The 15,908-nt window shown below is 68.8% G+C and carries 9 protein-coding genes; 3 read left to right on the forward strand and 6 right to left on the reverse strand.

Annotation, left to right across the window (positions count from 1 at the left end; translation table 11 throughout):
• Nucleotides 1–71: 71 nt before the first annotated feature.
• Nucleotides 72–791 (forward strand): hypothetical protein, encoded by a 720-nt coding sequence (locus AC1M0F_RS11300; protein WP_480238321.1) that lies wholly within the window; start codon nt 72–74, stop codon nt 789–791.
• A gap of 11 nt (nt 792–802) precedes the next feature.
• On the opposite strand, the gene AC1M0F_RS11305 is transcribed toward AC1M0F_RS11300, so the two are convergent.
• The 5 genes from AC1M0F_RS11305 to AC1M0F_RS11325 form a co-directional block, all read right to left on the reverse strand.
• Nucleotides 803–1,495: an ABC transporter ATP-binding protein gene (locus tag AC1M0F_RS11305; protein WP_480238322.1), complete on the reverse strand. Its 693-nt coding sequence runs from the start codon at nt 1,493–1,495 to the stop codon at nt 803–805.
• The gene (locus AC1M0F_RS11310) at nt 1,492–2,430 is read right to left on the reverse strand and encodes an ATP-binding cassette domain-containing protein (protein WP_480238323.1); all 939 of its coding nucleotides are present in this window, start codon (nt 2,428–2,430) and stop codon (nt 1,492–1,494) included. Before AC1M0F_RS11310 ends, AC1M0F_RS11305 begins: the two co-directional genes overlap by 4 nt.
• Entirely contained in the window at nt 2,427–5,177 is a 2,751-nt protein-coding gene (locus AC1M0F_RS11315) for an ABC transporter permease family protein (RefSeq protein WP_480238324.1), read from the reverse strand. The genes AC1M0F_RS11310 and AC1M0F_RS11315 overlap by 4 nt, the downstream gene beginning before the upstream one ends.
• Nucleotides 5,174–8,308: an FtsX-like permease family protein gene (locus AC1M0F_RS11320; RefSeq protein ID WP_480238325.1), complete on the reverse strand. Its 3,135-nt coding sequence runs from the start codon at nt 8,306–8,308 to the stop codon at nt 5,174–5,176. The genes AC1M0F_RS11315 and AC1M0F_RS11320 overlap by 4 nt, the downstream gene beginning before the upstream one ends.
• A gap of 105 nt (nt 8,309–8,413) precedes the next feature.
• Nucleotides 8,414–12,067, reverse strand: coding sequence for a proline dehydrogenase family protein (locus AC1M0F_RS11325; RefSeq protein ID WP_480238326.1), 3,654 nt, complete (start codon nt 12,065–12,067; stop codon nt 8,414–8,416).
• Nucleotides 12,068–12,220: 153 nt separating this feature from the next.
• On the opposite strand from AC1M0F_RS11325, the gene AC1M0F_RS11330 reads away from it, so the two are divergent.
• Both AC1M0F_RS11330 and AC1M0F_RS11335 read left to right on the forward strand, forming a co-directional pair.
• The gene (locus tag AC1M0F_RS11330) at nt 12,221–13,108 is read left to right on the forward strand and encodes a LysR substrate-binding domain-containing protein (protein WP_480238327.1); all 888 of its coding nucleotides are present in this window, start codon (nt 12,221–12,223) and stop codon (nt 13,106–13,108) included.
• A gap of 101 nt (nt 13,109–13,209) precedes the next feature.
• A complete protein-coding gene (locus AC1M0F_RS11335; RefSeq protein WP_480238328.1) occupies nt 13,210–14,877 on the forward strand; it encodes a phytoene desaturase family protein in 1,668 nt (555 codons plus the stop codon).
• Between the two features lie 25 nt (nt 14,878–14,902).
• On the opposite strand, the gene AC1M0F_RS11340 is transcribed toward AC1M0F_RS11335, so the two are convergent.
• Nucleotides 14,903–15,883, reverse strand: coding sequence for a DNA-3-methyladenine glycosylase family protein (locus AC1M0F_RS11340; RefSeq protein WP_480238329.1), 981 nt, complete (start codon nt 15,881–15,883; stop codon nt 14,903–14,905).
• Between the last annotated feature and the right edge of the window lie 25 nt (nt 15,884–15,908).

Raw genomic sequence — 15,908 nt, forward strand, 5'->3', positions numbered from 1 at the left:
AGAGCGAATTTCTGTGATCATAGGCACCGAGAACCCGGCCTTCGACGGGAAACACCGACCGAAAGGCCGTCATGGACGACACCTCATCGAAATTCACCCGCGCCCGGACGGCACTCGGGCTCGACGATTCCCGCCTCACCGGCATGCTCGTTCTGCTCTGGACGACGACCGCCGCCTACATCGCGCTGCACCTGTCGCACCGGCTCGTCGGCGCACCGTGGAGCCCGTTGTTCGACCTCTCCTCCGAGCGGGGCTACGGCGAGGTGTTCTTCCAGACGCTCACAGCGTGGACGATTCTCCTGCTGCTGATCGCGGCTGTCCGGCTGCGTGCGGGGGTCCTCCTGATCTGGGCGGGCGCTGCCGCGTATCTGCTCGCCGACGACTACTTCCTCATCCACGAACGCATTGGAACCTGGTTCGCCAGCACGGTGCTCTACGTCGGCAAGCTGTCCACCCACATCGGTGAGACGCTCTGGCTGGGCGTGGTGGGCGTCGTTCTGATCATCGCGCTCGCTGTGGGCTACAAGCTCGCGCGCCGCGAGGTGCGGCGAATCACCGTGACGGTCGGAATCCTCTTCGCCGCACTCGCCGGCTTCGGAGTGATCGTCGACGCCGTCCACAGCCCGTTCATCGACGTGCCGTTCTTCGACCCGCTCTTCATCGCACTTGAGGACGGCGGCGAGATCGCGGTCATGAGCGTCCTCGTCGTCTACCTCACCTCACTGGCATTCCCCGCCGCCCAGGTGTCGGAAGCTGCTGGCGTCCTCGACGCTGCCGAACAGGACGCTTAGGCGACCGTCCTTCAGGCGAGGTGCCTTCCGGTTCGCACCAGGCGACCGTCGTCGATGCGGAGCACCCGGTCTGCGGATCCCTGCACGGAAACATCGTGAGTGGCGATGATCGCTGTGGCCCCCTCTGCATGGACCGCCGTGCGAATGAGGTCCATGATCGCCGCCCCGGTTGCGGCGTCGAGCTGACCCGTCGGCTCGTCGGCGATCAGCAGTCTGGGCCGGCCCGCGAGCGCGCGGGCGATCGCCACGCGCTGCTGCTGTCCGCCGGACAACTGATCGGGCTTCACCCGGCCGCGACCGGCCAGGCCGACGAGGTCGAGGAGCTCGGCGACCCTCTCCTCGCGCCGCAGGGGTTCCTCGCGTCTCAGCCGCAGCGGCATCCCGACGTTCTCAGCGATGGAGAGGTGGGGCAGCAGGCCGAAGGTCTGGAAGATGAAGGCCATCGATTCCCGGCGAAGCCGGGTGCGGGCGTCCTCGCTCAGGCCGGTGATCGGCTTGTCGTCGAGCGTCACCGTTCCTGAACTGGGCACATCCAGCCCGCTCACACAGTTCAGGAGGGTGGTCTTCCCTGAGCCGGACCGGCCGGAGAGTGCGACGATGGCGCCCTTCGGAATGCTGAAAGAGACCTCGCGGAGCGCGGTGACGTCACCGGCCGGCGTGGGAAAGGTGCGCGTGAGGTTCTCGACCCTGAGCACATCACTCATGACGGTGTCTCCGTCGATTCCTGGTCATGCTCTGGCCACACCCCGACGTGATCGTCCTCGAGGGTGAGCCTGACGCGTTCGCTCAGGTTGAGCGCCTCGCGGTAGTCAGCGGGAAGCTGCAATCGCCCCACCCTGTCGAGCACCGCGAACTCCTGCTCGGACAGTGTGGTTTCGCCCTCGGCATCGAGACCCTCCCGGCGCAGGGTCTCCGACGAGATGCGGCCGTCGCGGATCGCCACGGTGCGTCGAACCTGACCAGCGACGGCGACATCATGCGTGACGATGACGACCGTGCAGCCGAATGCGGCGTTTGCCGCTCGCAGGGCGGCGAAGACCTGGTCCCCCGTCGCAGCATCGAGCTGACCCGTCGGCTCATCGGCAAGAAGCACCCGGGGCGCCCCCGCGAGCGCTACAGCGATCGACACACGCTGCTGCTCACCACCCGAGAGGTGCTCCGGCCGGCGATCACCCTTGTCGACGAGGTCCATCACCGCCAGCAGTTCCTTCACCCGCTCATCGCGCGCGCGGCGACCGGATCCGGCCAGTGCGAGCGGGAGAGCGATGTTCTCGGCCGCGGTCAGGGTAGGAAGGAGGTTGCGGGACGATTGCTGCCGAATGAAGCCGACGGTGGAACGACGGTAACGCACGAGTTCGGCTCCCCGCATAGTGAGGAGGTCATGACCGGCGACGCGGGCTCGACCGGCCGTCGGCGTGTCGAGACCGGAAAGGATGCCGAGAAGCGTCGATTTGCCCGAGCCGGACGCCCCGACGATCGCCAGCACGTCGCCCTCCTCCACGAGCAGATCCAGACCCTGCAGAGCCTGCACCTCCACACCGCCGGCGCGAAAGACGCGCACGACGCTGTCGCAGGCGATCAGCGCGCCGGCTCCGAATTCTCCATGGCCGCCTGTCGACAGCGCACTGACCAGAGTCATGAGTCCTCCCCGGATCGCAGAATAGCGGTTGCTCGAGTACGTCGCGAGAGCGGCGTGTCGATCAGCACGGCCAAGGCGAGAGCGGTTGTCGAAGCGGCGACGATACCCACGAGGGACCATCCGGGCACGACGATCCCGACGGCTACCCCTTCGCCTGGTCCGGCCGGTTCCCCCACCCCGAAGGCCTGCCCTGCCGCCACGAGGATCGCCGCGGATGCCACGGCGCCACCGAGCACCGCGCCTGCGACGACCGGGGTCAGTTCCCCGAACGCGGCCGCGATACCGGCCCGTCTCGGTACCCCGAGCGTGCCGAGCAGTGCCAATGTGCGCCCCCGGCGCCTGGCGCCGAGCACGGAGATGAGGAGCATACCGAACGCAGCGAGAACTCCCGTTCCAACAAGTGAGAGCAGCGTTGCGTCTGTCACACCAGCCGTCAAGGCGCCGGCGCGCGCGTCGTCGAGCACCTCCCGCCGGTCGACGATCTGAGACCCGGCGTCGGCCGCGGCGGCAGTCGAGCCGACGGCAAGCACTGACGTCTCTTGCGATGTCGCAGGCAACGCTGTGCCCTGGGCGGTGACGAACGCTGCAAGGGCCTCAGAATCGACCACCATGAGCATCCCTGTCGGAAAACCAGGAGAGGCGAAAGGAGCATCGACGACCCGGATCGGCACGCGCAGGCCATCGAGCTCGAGCCTGACCGTTTCGCCCTCGAACGACGAGCTGAGCCGGGGATCGAGGAGCACGGGGACGGGTTCCTCGCTTCCGGCAGCGGCAGAATCCGCGCTCTCGTCGACCAGCCTGGAGACCGACGCGGCATTCGCCCGGTCCGGCCGATCGTCGGGCAGCGCCTCGAGCAGCTCGGCGTAGCGGTCGTCGACGGCGAGCATGCGTACGGTCGACGAGTGTCCATCCCCACGCAGGTCGGCCCTGCCGATCACGGTCACGGCGGCCGCAATGCCTCCCTCGCTCTCGAACGCGGCCACGGCGGCATCCGGATCGCTGACGCCGTCGAGTCGTACGTCTGCGCCGACGTACTTCCAGGCTGCGGCATCCTGTGCCGCCGACACGCTCTCGGTGAGAACCAGGGAGGTGATGGCGACGCTGACCGCGAGGGTCAGTGTCGTCAGCGTGAGCACAGAACTGCTTCGCCCTGTGCCGGTGACAGCGACCAGTGGACCTGCCCCCCTGGTTCGCTCGACGAACCACCGGAGTGGTGGCAGCAGCAACGCCGGAACGGGCGAGAGAACGATGGCGACCACAGCGGCCAGGAGCACGGGGGCCACGAGGGCGAGCGGGTCGACGGTCGCCGCACTGTCCGGCTCCCTCGACCGGAGGGCGATCACGGCCGTGCCTGCGAGCGTGACGACGACGGCCACGGCGATGGCGGGAAAGAGCCGTCGTTTCGCCGAAACCGTGCCTGCCCTGGTGTCGGCCATGATGGCTTGCCTGACCGCAACGATCACAGGGGTCACCACGGAAATACCGACGACGACGAAAACTAGCCCAAGCGTGTCTGGGGGGCCGAGAGCCGCGATGGCGACACCGGCACCGACGCCGACGCCGACGAGCACGGCGACGACAGCCTCGACACCGGCGTGCGCGGCGGTGAGCCCCAGCGGCGCACCCCGGGAACGGAGGAGTTCGATTTCACGCTCACGACGACCTCCGACCGCGACGAACGCAAGGATGAGCAGCAACATCGCGACTCCGAACAATCCGGCGCCGAGCGCTGAGAGTTGCGCAGAAACGGCTGCGGCGGCGGACGCGAACGGCGCGAGCTCCTCTTCGAAGCCGGATGCCACCGTCACGGTCAGCGGCGCACTCTCGGTGAGGCCGCCGCTCAACGTTTCAAGCGCGTCGATGCTCTCACTCACCCGTGACAGGGTCGCCATGTCGAACCGTGCGGCGTCGAACGACACCCGGATCACACCCGAGACGGAACCAGTGAAACGGGTGGAGAGGTCGTCGTACGAGTCGGCATCCGTCAGCACGGTGAAACCGAGGGCATCGCGGTCGCTCCCCGACTCGCTGGGAATCCAGACGTTCGGCAGGTCGAGCCACGACGCCGGAGATTCGGTGACCTGGTCGATGACTCCCACGACGATCAGCCGGACCGGAGGGCTGGCTGATGCACCGGCCAGCTCGAGGGTGTCTCCGACGCCGAGTCCGACTGAATCGGCCACAGCGGGCGAGAGCACGACGGGGGTGGGCGCTGCCGAGCCGTCCTGCGCGCCCTGGCTGCTCTCCTCCGGCAGCACTCCTGTCACCTGTTCGATCACGTCGCGGGCGGCAGCATCGAGCACTCCGACCTGCACCTCGACGCGTCCGATCGTCGTCGAACCGGCCAGAGTCGGACCGAGGATGCTTGTGGTCACCTCGCCGAGCACCTCTGAGAGCGATCGCGGGAGGCGCGACGGCAACTCCCCGCCGAACGTGGTCAGCCGCTCTGCTGTCGTGATGCGCGGCTCCTGTGTGCTTCCGACGGGTGCAGCGAGGAGAAGATCGGCCTCATGGCCGGCGACGGAGACGGCCTCCCTCGCCGCCTCATCGAGGGTCGTCTCGATCGTGCGCGGCACACCCACGGCGATCGACGAGGTCAGGGCGATGAGGGCGATCACACCGACGAGCGGAAGCGCATCCTGCCGCATGCGGCGTATCACGAGCCGCCTGGTGCCGGTGAATGCGTTGACGGCACCGCGGAGACCGCCGCCCTGACCGGCATGCCGCGTGACACGACCGAACATCATTCCGAGGCTCCTGACCGCAGGAGGTCGGCGAGGGGGAGACCACGCTGTGCTCGCTGAATCACGAAGAGCGTGACCACCAGCACCGCAGCACCGAGCACAGGGAGCACGGCGATCATCTGCCACGGCAGCACGAGGTCGACGGCCGTCCACCCCGGGGCGGTGACCAGGCGGGTTCCGACGAACGCCAGCGTGACCAGCCCGGCCACGAGTCCGATGACGGCGCCGGCGACGGCCGCCAGAGCTGCGTCTGCCAACGCGACGGCAGTCATCGCTCGCTGCGACATCCCGAGGGCCCGCAACTGCGCCGACTCGAGCCTGCGCGCCCGGATGGAGGCCGCGGTCTGAGCCGAGAATCCGACGAGAGCGAGAAGGAACCCCGCAGCGACGACGAGGACGAACGAGACCGGAAGCACCGCGCGAAGGGGGGCGTCGAGCATCCGCTCACCGAACGACTCGGCGTCGACCGACCCCATCCCGTCGAGGGATTGCGACGATGCGGCCGTGCCGTCCGTCCACACCTCATCGACGAGACTTCCGGGCGCCGAGGTCTGCACCAATTGGTGCACGAGTGCTGTGCCGTCCACGACGATCGTCGACTCGGCGCGGGAGGGTGCGGGGAGGCCGGCTTCCAGTGCGGCGAGGTCGCCTGTCGATGCCGCCCCTGGGACGCCGGCCGTCGTCCCAGCCATGCGGAACGTGACCCGGCTCCCGGCGACGAACGACGTGATGTCTGCGCCGGCCGTCACATCCAGGTGGTCGGCCATGCTTTCGGGCACGACGGCTGCGATCTGTGCCACCGGCTCCCAGCCCACGGCACCGAGCGTTGTCGGGAAACCGCCGAGGACGACCGGCGCGGCAATCGTGACGCCCGTCGCCGTGGCGTCCACGCCGGTGAAGTCGTCACCGTTGCTGCTCGACCCTGCCCATCCCCCCGCCTCACTGAGGTCGAGTGGGGTCGACGAACTCCCCCCTGCTTCCTTCGCCGTCGCGATCGAGCTGAGGATGATGCTCACTCGCCCGGATCCTTCCACATCCGATGCGACACGGGCCACCACTCCGACCAGTCTCGTCCCGGCGACATCCGGATCCAGTGTGGCCGCCATTTCGTGGGGCGGGAGGTCAGGCGCCGTCTCCCCGAGGCTGCTGACGGTGAGCACTCCTTGGTCGCTCGCGGTGACGACCGAGACCTCCACGTACACCCCGGCGGGCGCTGTGACATCCACGATTGCCCGCACCTCGCCCGTTCCAGTCGGCAATGTCGGCCCACTGTCCGGCGCACCAGCGGGCGGAAGCGCACCGATGATGTCTGCACGTCCGCTCGCCTCGGTCGGGAGCAGCGACTGTGCGGCAGGGGACAGTCCGAGGACCTGGGCGGAGGCGAACGGGACGTCGATCTCGAGGCCGGGAATGATCACCCGCGAAATGAGCGATTCGCCGCGGGTGACGGGGGCACCGACTCCGGACGCGACGGCCTCTGCGGCAGCGTCGCCATGCAGCCGCACCGGTGGGCCGACCGCCACAGTGGCGAGCTCGCGGAGTGACTGCTGCCAGGTGGCCGCTGATCCGGCGACGACCACGGCCGCCCCGATCCCGGCCGCGACCACGAGAAGACCGACGCCCCGACCCGGCCTCCGTGCTGCATACCAGCCTGCTACCGGTGCGACGGCCCCTCGCGTCCGCCCGAGGGCAGCCGCAACGGGCCGTAGAGCGGCCGAGACGATCCGTACTCCCATCATGCCGGACGCGAGGACGAGAGCGGCCGGAGTGGCGGCGAGAAGCGGGTCGCCCACCGTCGACGCCTGGGCGGCCGCTCGCCACAACAGGACGATCGACGAGACCACGGCGATCGTCTCCAGCGCGACCCGGGTGCTCGTACCGCGATTGGCGGATCTCCCGTCCCCCCGTCGAGCTGACGGCACACAGACAAGCACAGCGACGACGGCAGCCAGGGCGGCAACCGCCATCCACTCGTCTCGGCCCGGCTGTACCCACCGATCAAAGCCGGCTGTCGACAGAGACGGAACCGCGCTGACCATCGCGTGGACGACCGCCCCACCCCACGGACTCACTGCGGCAACGATCGTCCCCACAACCAGGGCGTCGACGGCGACCGCCCCGGCTCGCTGACCGACGGATGCACCCCTCTCGCCCAGCAGTTCGAACTCCGGCGCCCGCGCATCGGCGAGGAGCCGGGTGGCCGTCGAGAGGACCATCACCACAACGACCAGCAGCAGGAGGAGGACGGTGAGAGCGGCGGCTCGTGTGGCCTCCAACCCGGCGGACACATCGCTGAGTGCAGTCCCCAGGCTCGTGTCGATGATGACAGCGCCACGGGGCTCCGATACGGCGGCGCCGATCGTCGACTCCGCGTCGGTAAGCCGCACAGCCAGGGAATCGAGTCCCTCGACACCGACGCCGACGAAGGACGGGTGTTCGGTGACTCCGAGCTGGGTCGCCCCCACCCCTGAGGCGTCGGCGCCGCCCGCCGGCAGAAGGAGTGGTCCCATGGCGTGGACGATGTCGCCGAAGGATTTCCCAGGCTCGCCGAACTGTGGCTTGTCGCCCGCCGCGAGGAGCGGGTCGTTCTCCCAGAAGATCCCGGACGCCGTGTCTGCGCGATAGATGCCGTCGACGCGCACGGCGAGCGACCGGTCGTCGTCATCGAACGAGAGGGAATCTCCGACCGACAACCCCAGTGACAGCGCCGCAGACTCCGGCACTGCAACCCCGGGCCAGGAGTCCGGCCAGACGCCGTCGACGAGAGAAGCTGCCTCCTGCGGATCGTCGATCTCGGCCAGATAGGAGAACACGTTCGACTCCGTGGTCACCCACGCCGTGGTGACCCACGCGGTGGATGACCACTCCGTCCCGGAACCGAAGGCGTCGGCCGTTGCGTCATCGACAGCGGTTCGGGTCCCCGAGACCGGTGTCGGCGGGTTCAGGACACGCACGGTGACGTCGACGTTTTCAGCTGGGATGGACGACAGCGCAGCGCGCACCCCGGCTTGCTCGCCGGAGCGTACGAGCAGAAGTGTTCCGGCCAGCACGGATCCAGCAACGATGGCGACGGCCAGGACGAGGGCGAAGAGCTTCCACTGCGACGCCCACCGCCGAGCCGCAAGCGACAGCACCCACGTCTGAGAACCCGGGAAATGAGAGGAGATGACCGCGCACCTCCATTGGCGATGGTTCGAACCGTTCCGGGGAAAGTATAGGTCCGGTCCGACGGTCGCGACCTAGATGACTCCCTCACTCCACGGGTCGAGGTTGCCGAACCGATGCGCGGTGATCGAGATCGCCTGCTCGTGAAGGAACGGCAGCAGCTCGATCCGTCCGGCCTGGGTGACCGCACCCGAGTAGATCGCGAGGTCGGGGTTGCCGTCCGCAGCGACCGCGAGCTGCCGGTGCAGGGAGGAACGGGATGCGTCGGCACCGATCAGGCGGACCCGGGGAACATCGCTGGACGCTGTCCTGGTCACCCACTCGTCGTCGCTCTCGACGGACACCGACACACCGAGGTCGCCGAGCACTCCGCGGATGGCGGTCGGAAGCCCGGATGCCACGCTCAGGGTGAACGCCGAACGGGAACGAACGGCGGAGAGCACGACCCGCAGCACCTCACCGAGGTCGGCATCGACTGTGGCGCGGACGGCGACGGGAACCGGGCGGTACCGGAACAGATTCCGCTCGACCGCGATACCCGATGCGTCCTTCGTCTCGCCGTATTCGTTGCCCCAGGCGATGGCATCCGACAGCGCGGAGCGACGCAGGAGGTCGAACTCCTCGTAGCCGAGCGACGGCTGGGCGGCTTCGATCAGCTGGGTGACCCGGGCGTCGAGCCCACGGAGATGCAGCGTCTTGCTGCTCGAACCGGTGTCCGGCAGCCACGAGCCGAGCGTGAGCAGGTAGTTCGGGCCACCCGCCTTGGCACCTGCGCCGACCGCTGACCGCTTCCAGCCGCCGAACGGCTGACGCTGGACGATCGCCCCTGTGATGCCGCGGTTGACGTAGAGGTTGCCTGCTTCGACGGTGTCGAGCCACTCGGCCAGGTCGTCCTGGTCCTGGGTGTGCAGGCCGGACGTCAGTCCGTAGTCGATGGCGTTCGTCAGCCGGATCGCCTCGGTCAGGGTCGCCGCGTGCATGACGCCGAGGACCGGACCGAAGAATTCGGTGAGGTGGAAGTAGGAGCCGGGGGCGACATCCGCCCGGATCCCAGGGGACCACAGCCGGCCGGTGTCGTCGAGCTTGCGTGGCTCGACGAGCCACTTCTCGCCGACACCGAGTTCGGTGAGGGCGTGCAGCAGTTTGCCGTCGGCCGGTTCGATGATCGGACCCATCTGGCTCGTCGCGTCGTCGGGGTAGCCGACGCGAAGCGACGTGGCTGCGTCGACGAGCTGGCGGAGGAACCGCTCGCTCCTGGCGACGGAACCGACGAGGATGACGAGGCTGGCAGCAGAGCACTTCTGGCCGGCGTGGCCGAAGGCGCTCTTCACGACGTCGGCTGCGGCCAGGTCGAGGTCGGCGCTCGGGGTGACGATGATGGCGTTCTTGCCGCTGGTCTCCGCGAGCAGGGGCAACTCAGGGCGCCAGGAGCGGAACAGTTTCGCGGTCTCCCAGGCCCCGGTGAGGATGACCCGGTCGACGGCGGGGTGCGAGACGAGCTTCTGCCCGAGTTCGCGCTCGTCGAGGGAGACAAGGGTGAGCAGCTCCTGCGGGATGCCTGCCTCCCAGAGCGCCTCCACCATAACGGCGGCGGAGCGGCGGGCCTGGTGGGCCGGTTTGATGATGACGCCAGACCCTGCGGCGAGCGCTGCGAGCACCCCGCCTGCCGGGATCGCGACAGGGAAGTTCCACGGCGGCGTGACGACGGTCAGCTGCGATGGCACGAACCGCGCACCGCGGACGGCGTCGAGTTCACGGGCCTTGGCGGCGTAGTAGTGGGCGAAGTCGATCGCCTCGCTGACCTCGGGGTCGGCTTCGGCGATGGTCTTGCCGGTTTCGGATGCCATCACCTCGATCAGGCGGTCCCTGTTGGCAGCGAGGGCGAGCCCCGCCCGGTCGAGCACTGCAGCGCGGTCGGCTGCGGGCAGCGCGCCCCACGCTGCGCCGCGGGCTCGGACGCCCTCGACGATGAACTCGAGCGTCTCAGCATCCTCGACCGTGCAGGCGGTGATCGTCCTGTTGCCGAGTTCGCTTCCTGGCACGCGAGCGAGGATCCGGCCCGCCCACGCACGGTTGGCCGGAAGGGCCGGGTCGGTGTCCCTCGTGTTCACGAACCCGGGTGCCCCGAGGTCGGTCGCTGGGACGGTGTTGAGCGTGGTCGTGTCGAATACTCGGACGGTGTCGAACGGCGACTCCGTCTTCGAGCCGCGCGACAACCCGAGCACCTGCTGGGTCATGCCGAGTTCCTCGGTCTCCGGCCTGGTGAAGGAGTCCGCCTGCTTCGGCGCGACGAGCTCGTCGGCCGTGCCGAGGGTCCACTCCGTCTCACGGTTCTGGGTCCGGCGGGGCGACGGAATCTCGTGCGGCGTGGCATCGAGCTGGGCGGCAGAGGCGAGGAAACGCTGCTTCTCACGCTCGAACAACGCGGTGTTCTCGTGCAACTCGAACACGGCGGACATGAAGTTCTCCTGTGACGCGTTCTCTTCGAGACGGCGGATCAGGTAGGAGATGGCTACGTCGAATTCGCGCGGATTCACGACGGGTGTGTAGAGCAGGAGGTTGCCGACGTCACGCTTGACGGCCGCGGCCTGGCCGGTGGCCATGCCGAGGAGCATCTCGAACTCCACCCCGTCGGTGACGCCGCGGGACTGAGCGAGGAGCCACGCGAACGCGAGGTCGAAGAGGTTGTGACCGGCGACGCCGACCCGCACGTTCTTCGCGCGCTCAGGGGTGAGTGCCCACATCAGCACGCGTTTGTAGTTCGCGTCGGTGTCCTGTTTGGAGTCGTACGGCGCCGTGGCCCAGTCATGGATGGCGGCGTCGACGCCTTCCATCGCGAGGTTGGCTCCCTTGACGAGCCGCACCTTGATCGGGGCCCCACCGGATGCCACGCGCGCAGCGGTCCAGTCCTGCAACGTCTGCATCGCGGCGAGCGCGTCAGGCAGGTAGGCCTGCAGAACGATGCCCGCCTCGAGGTTCTTCAGCTGCGGCTGGTCGAGGATCCGTGTGAAGACGGCGACGGTGAGGTCGAGGTCGCGGTACTCCTCCATGTCGAGGTTGATGAACTTCTCGGAGCCGGAGCTTGCGGCCAGCTCGTAGAGGGGGGTGAGGCGTTCGACGACCCGCTCGACGGCATCGTCGAAAGACCACATCGAGAGCTGCGATGCGATGGCGGAGACCTTGATGGAGACGTAGTCCACGTCGTCGCGGGCGAGCAGTTCGCGGGTTCCCGCGAGGCGCTTCGCCGCTTCCTGTTCGCCGAGGACGGCCTCACCGAGCAGGTTGAGGTTGAGGCGGGAGCCCTCTTCCTTGAGGTGGGCGATGGCCGGGCCGAGCTTCTCGGAGGTGGCGTCGACGACGAGGTGACCGACCATGTTCCGCAGGACGCGACGGGCGACCGGAATGACCACCCATGGGATGACAGGGCCGAGGATCCCACCGGCGGTGATCGCCGCACGCAGGTACCAGGGCAGGAACGCCGGGGTGAGCTTCGCGACACGCTGCAGGTTGTATCCGGCGACGAAAAGGTCCTCAGGTCGCATGACACCGTCGACGAAGCCGACGGTGAAGTCCAGGCCGTTCGGGTCCTTGAGGACTTCGGCGAGGCGCTGGGCTGCCGGGGCGACGGGGGCACCTGCGCTCTCGTCCACCCACTTGCGGGCGAGGGTGACGGCATCCGTTGCGAGCTGGTTGGCGCTCAAATCGGCGCCGGCCGAGGTGTGAGGCATGATCACGAGACTATTCCCTCTGAAGGTCGTGGACGGTGAGTCGCTTCGGTCTGGCGGCAACTCTCAGTCTCAGTGTGCGCCCCCACCTCGATTCAGAAAAGCGAATCTTTCTAATGGATATTCATCACTTCTTCTGACGAGTAGGCTGGCGCCATGCTCGACATGAGACGGCTCCGTCTGCTCCGTGAGGTCCAGTTGCGCGGCACGCTCGCCGAGGTCGCCACCGCGCTGGCCTTCAGCCCGTCGTCGGTCTCCCAGCAACTGGCACAACTGGAGCGCGAGGCCGGAGTGAAACTGCTGCAGAAGAGCGGCAGGCGGGTGCAACTGACCCCGCAGGGCGAGCTGCTCGCGAACCGGGCGGCTGAGCTGCTGGACGGGCTGGAACGGGCGGAGGCCGAACTGTCCACCTCCCTCGACGCGGTGGTGGGAACGGTGCGACTGGCCGTGTTCCAGTCGGCGGCGCACGCGGTGATCCCCGAGGCCCTGTCGCTGCTGCGGGTCGAGCACCCACAGCTGCGGGTCGAGATCGTCGAGCGCGAGCCGGAGGCGGGTCTCTTCGACCTCGCCGCCCGCGACTTCGACCTCGTGCTCGCGGAGCAGTACCCGGGGCACACCCGGCCTCACCTCCCCGACCTCGATCGGGAATTCCTCGCGACGGATGCGCTCAGGCTCGCCCTGCCACCGGCATCCGCCGCAGGTTCGCTCGCGGATGCCGCGACGCTCCCGTTCGTGATGGAGCCGGAGGGCACCGTTGCCCGGTTGTGGGCGACACAACTCTGCCGCGCCGCCGGGTTCGAGCCCGACGTGCGGTTCGAGACGGCCGACCTGATCGCGCACATCCGCCTGATCGAGTCAGGCAACGCCGTCGGGATGCTGCCCGACCTCGTCTGGGCGGGCCGCGAACCCGGCCTGCGGCTCGCCGACCTGCCAGGGACCCCGTCGCGGACCGTCTTCACGTCGGCCCGGCTGGTGAGTGCGGCGCGGCCTGCGGTCACCGCCGTGCGCGGGGCGCTCGCGCGGGCGACGGGCTTCCTGGTCTGATCCGACCCCGCGAGTTGCTGGGTTTGTGGGGGTCCGCCCGTGGACGCACCCCTGCAAAGTCAGCAACTCGCGGTCGGTGCCCGGCGTGGAAGAATCGCAGCATGACGACAACGAAGACGTACGACGCGATCATCGTCGGTGGGGGCCACAACGGGCTCGTCGCCGCCGCATACCTCGGCAAGGCCGGCAAGCGGGTGCTGCTGCTCGAACGGCTGGATGCCGTCGGTGGCGCCGCCGTCTCCGCGCAGGCCTTCGAGGGCGTCGAAGCATGGCTGTCGCGCTATTCGTATCTCGTCAGCCTCCTCCCGAAGCGGATCATCGACGACCTCGGACTCGACATCACCCTCGTGCGCAGGCGTTACTCCTCGTACACGCCTGACCCGGCCGACCCGACGCGCGGACTGCTCATCGACAATGACGATGCCGCTGCCACCGAGGCATCCTTCGACCGGATCGGCGCCCCGGCTGACGAGTTCGAGCTCTTCGAGTTGTTCTACGAGCACTGCAGGCGGCTCACCGAAGTGCTCTGGCCGACGATGACCGAGCCGCTGCCGACCCGATCGGAGGCGAAACGCCTCGTGACGGATGCCGGAGGGGCGAGCGAGTGGAAGGCCATGATCGAGACGCCCATCGGCGACGTGATCAGGCACCTGCACACCGACCTCGTGCGCGGCGTGCTCCTCACCGACGCGCTCATCGGCACCTTCGCCCGCGCGGACGACACGGATCTGCAGCAGAACATCTGTTTCCTCTACCACCTCATCGGCGGCGGGACGGGGGACTGGGATGTCCCTGTCGGCGGCATGGGCGCCGTATCGGCGGAACTCGCCAGGGCCGCCCGCGGTGCCGGCGCAGACCTGGTCACGGGCGCGGAGGTCACCGCCGTCGACCCGGCCGGCACTGTGCGGTTCTCCTCGGATGGCGTCGACCGCGAGGTGACGGCCGACTGGATCCTCGCCAACGTGGCCCCTGCCACCCTCGACCGCCTCCTCGTCGCGGGCACAGAGGTGTCGTACGGCCGGGAGCAGCTCGCCGCAGGGGAACCGTCCGCCGGCGTCTTCGAGGCCCGCCCGTTCGGCATCGGCTCAGACTCGAACCCGAACCACGCCCGCGAGGGAGCCCAGGTGAAGGTGAACCTGCTGCTGAAGCGGCTGCCGCGCCTCCGCGATGAGACGGTGAGCCCTGAGGCCGCGTTCGGCGGGACGTTCCACATCAACGAGACCTGGACGCAGCTCGACGACGCGTACGTCACGGCCGCTGCCGGCGGCATCCCGAACCCGCTGCCGTGCGAGATCTACTGCCACTCGCTCGCCGACCCGACCATCCTCTCCCCCGCACTGCGCGACGCAGGCGCGCACACACTCACCGTGTTCGGGCTGCACGTCCCTTCACGCCTCGTCACCCCCGAGAACAACGAGGAGATGCGTGACACCCTGCAGGCCGCCGTACTCGCCTCACTGAACTCGGTTCTCGCGGAGCCGATCGAAGGAGTTCTCATGACGGATGCCACAGGGCAGGCCTGCATCGAGACCAAGACGACACTCGACATCGAACGGGCCGTCGGCATGCCGAACGGCAACATCTTCCACGGCGGCCTCGACTGGCCGTTCCTCGAGGACGATGCCCCCGCATCCACCCCGGCCGAACGGTGGGGCGTGGCGACGCCGCACCCGCGCGTGGTGCTCTGCGGCTCTGGGGCACGACGCGGCGGTGCCGTCAGCGGCATCGGCGGTCACAACGCGGCGATGGCCGTGCTCGAAAGCGAGTAGCCCGGCACGTCGGGGCCTGGGCGGCTCAGTGCCTGCGGTGGTCCTGGATGGTGATCTTCGGACCCCGCCTGGGTTTGTGGATACCGCTGGCGAGGATGAGCCGGAGCACGCGCTGACGCTGGCCGACCCACGGCGACAGCAGCTCGAGCATCCCGTCGTCGTCGACCGGTGAGCCGGTGAGCGCCATCCCGACGGTCGACGCGAGGTGGTAGTCGCCGACGCTCACGGCGTCCGGGTCTCCGTGCGCCCTGCTCGTCACTTCGGCGGCCGTCCACACACCGATGCCAGGCAGGCTGCGCAGCTTGACGGATGCGTCGGCCGCCTCGGCGACGACACCACCCGCTCCTGTGACGGTGCGCTCGAGCGCTGCGGCCACCCGCGACGCACGGACGGCGGTCTCCGAGCGCTGCGGCCCGACGCCTGCGGTGTGCCACTCCCAGCTCGGGATCCGGCGCCAGCTCTCGGCGGAGGGCGCGACGACCATTCCGTCGGGGGCGGGCCCTGGGGCTGCTTCGCCATGGCGACGGACGAGCAACCGCCAGGCCGCCCACGCCTCGACGGCCGTGACCTTCTGCTCGAGGATCGACGGGACGAGCATTTCGAAGACGAGGCGGTTGCGGCTGAGTCTCAGCCCGGGGTTGCGACGACGCACCTCGGTGAGCAGCGGGCTCCGCGACAGGTCGATGTCGTCCCAGTCGTCGCGTGAGCCGAGAAGCTCGGGGACACCGTCGGCGGCCCACGCGGCACCAGGACCCCAGGCGAACACGTCGACGCCCGAGGCGTCCTGGTCGAGCCGCAGCGTCGCTGGGCCGTGTGGGGTGCGCATCGTGATCCACGCGCCGGTGGCCGTGCGCCTGAAGCAGGGACCGTCACCTCCGCGGGCCAGCGGGGTGAGCGTGCGATGCAGCTGAAGCGGATGCCTCGGTGTGTACCGCATGCGGATCGCCAGCACCCCTGGGTCGACCGCATCGTCGGGCGCGATACGGGGTGCGACGAGTCCATCCATCCCGTTCACCCTACGTCAGCTCCCC

The sequence above is a fragment of the Mycetocola sp. Y719 genome (assembly GCF_056713205.1).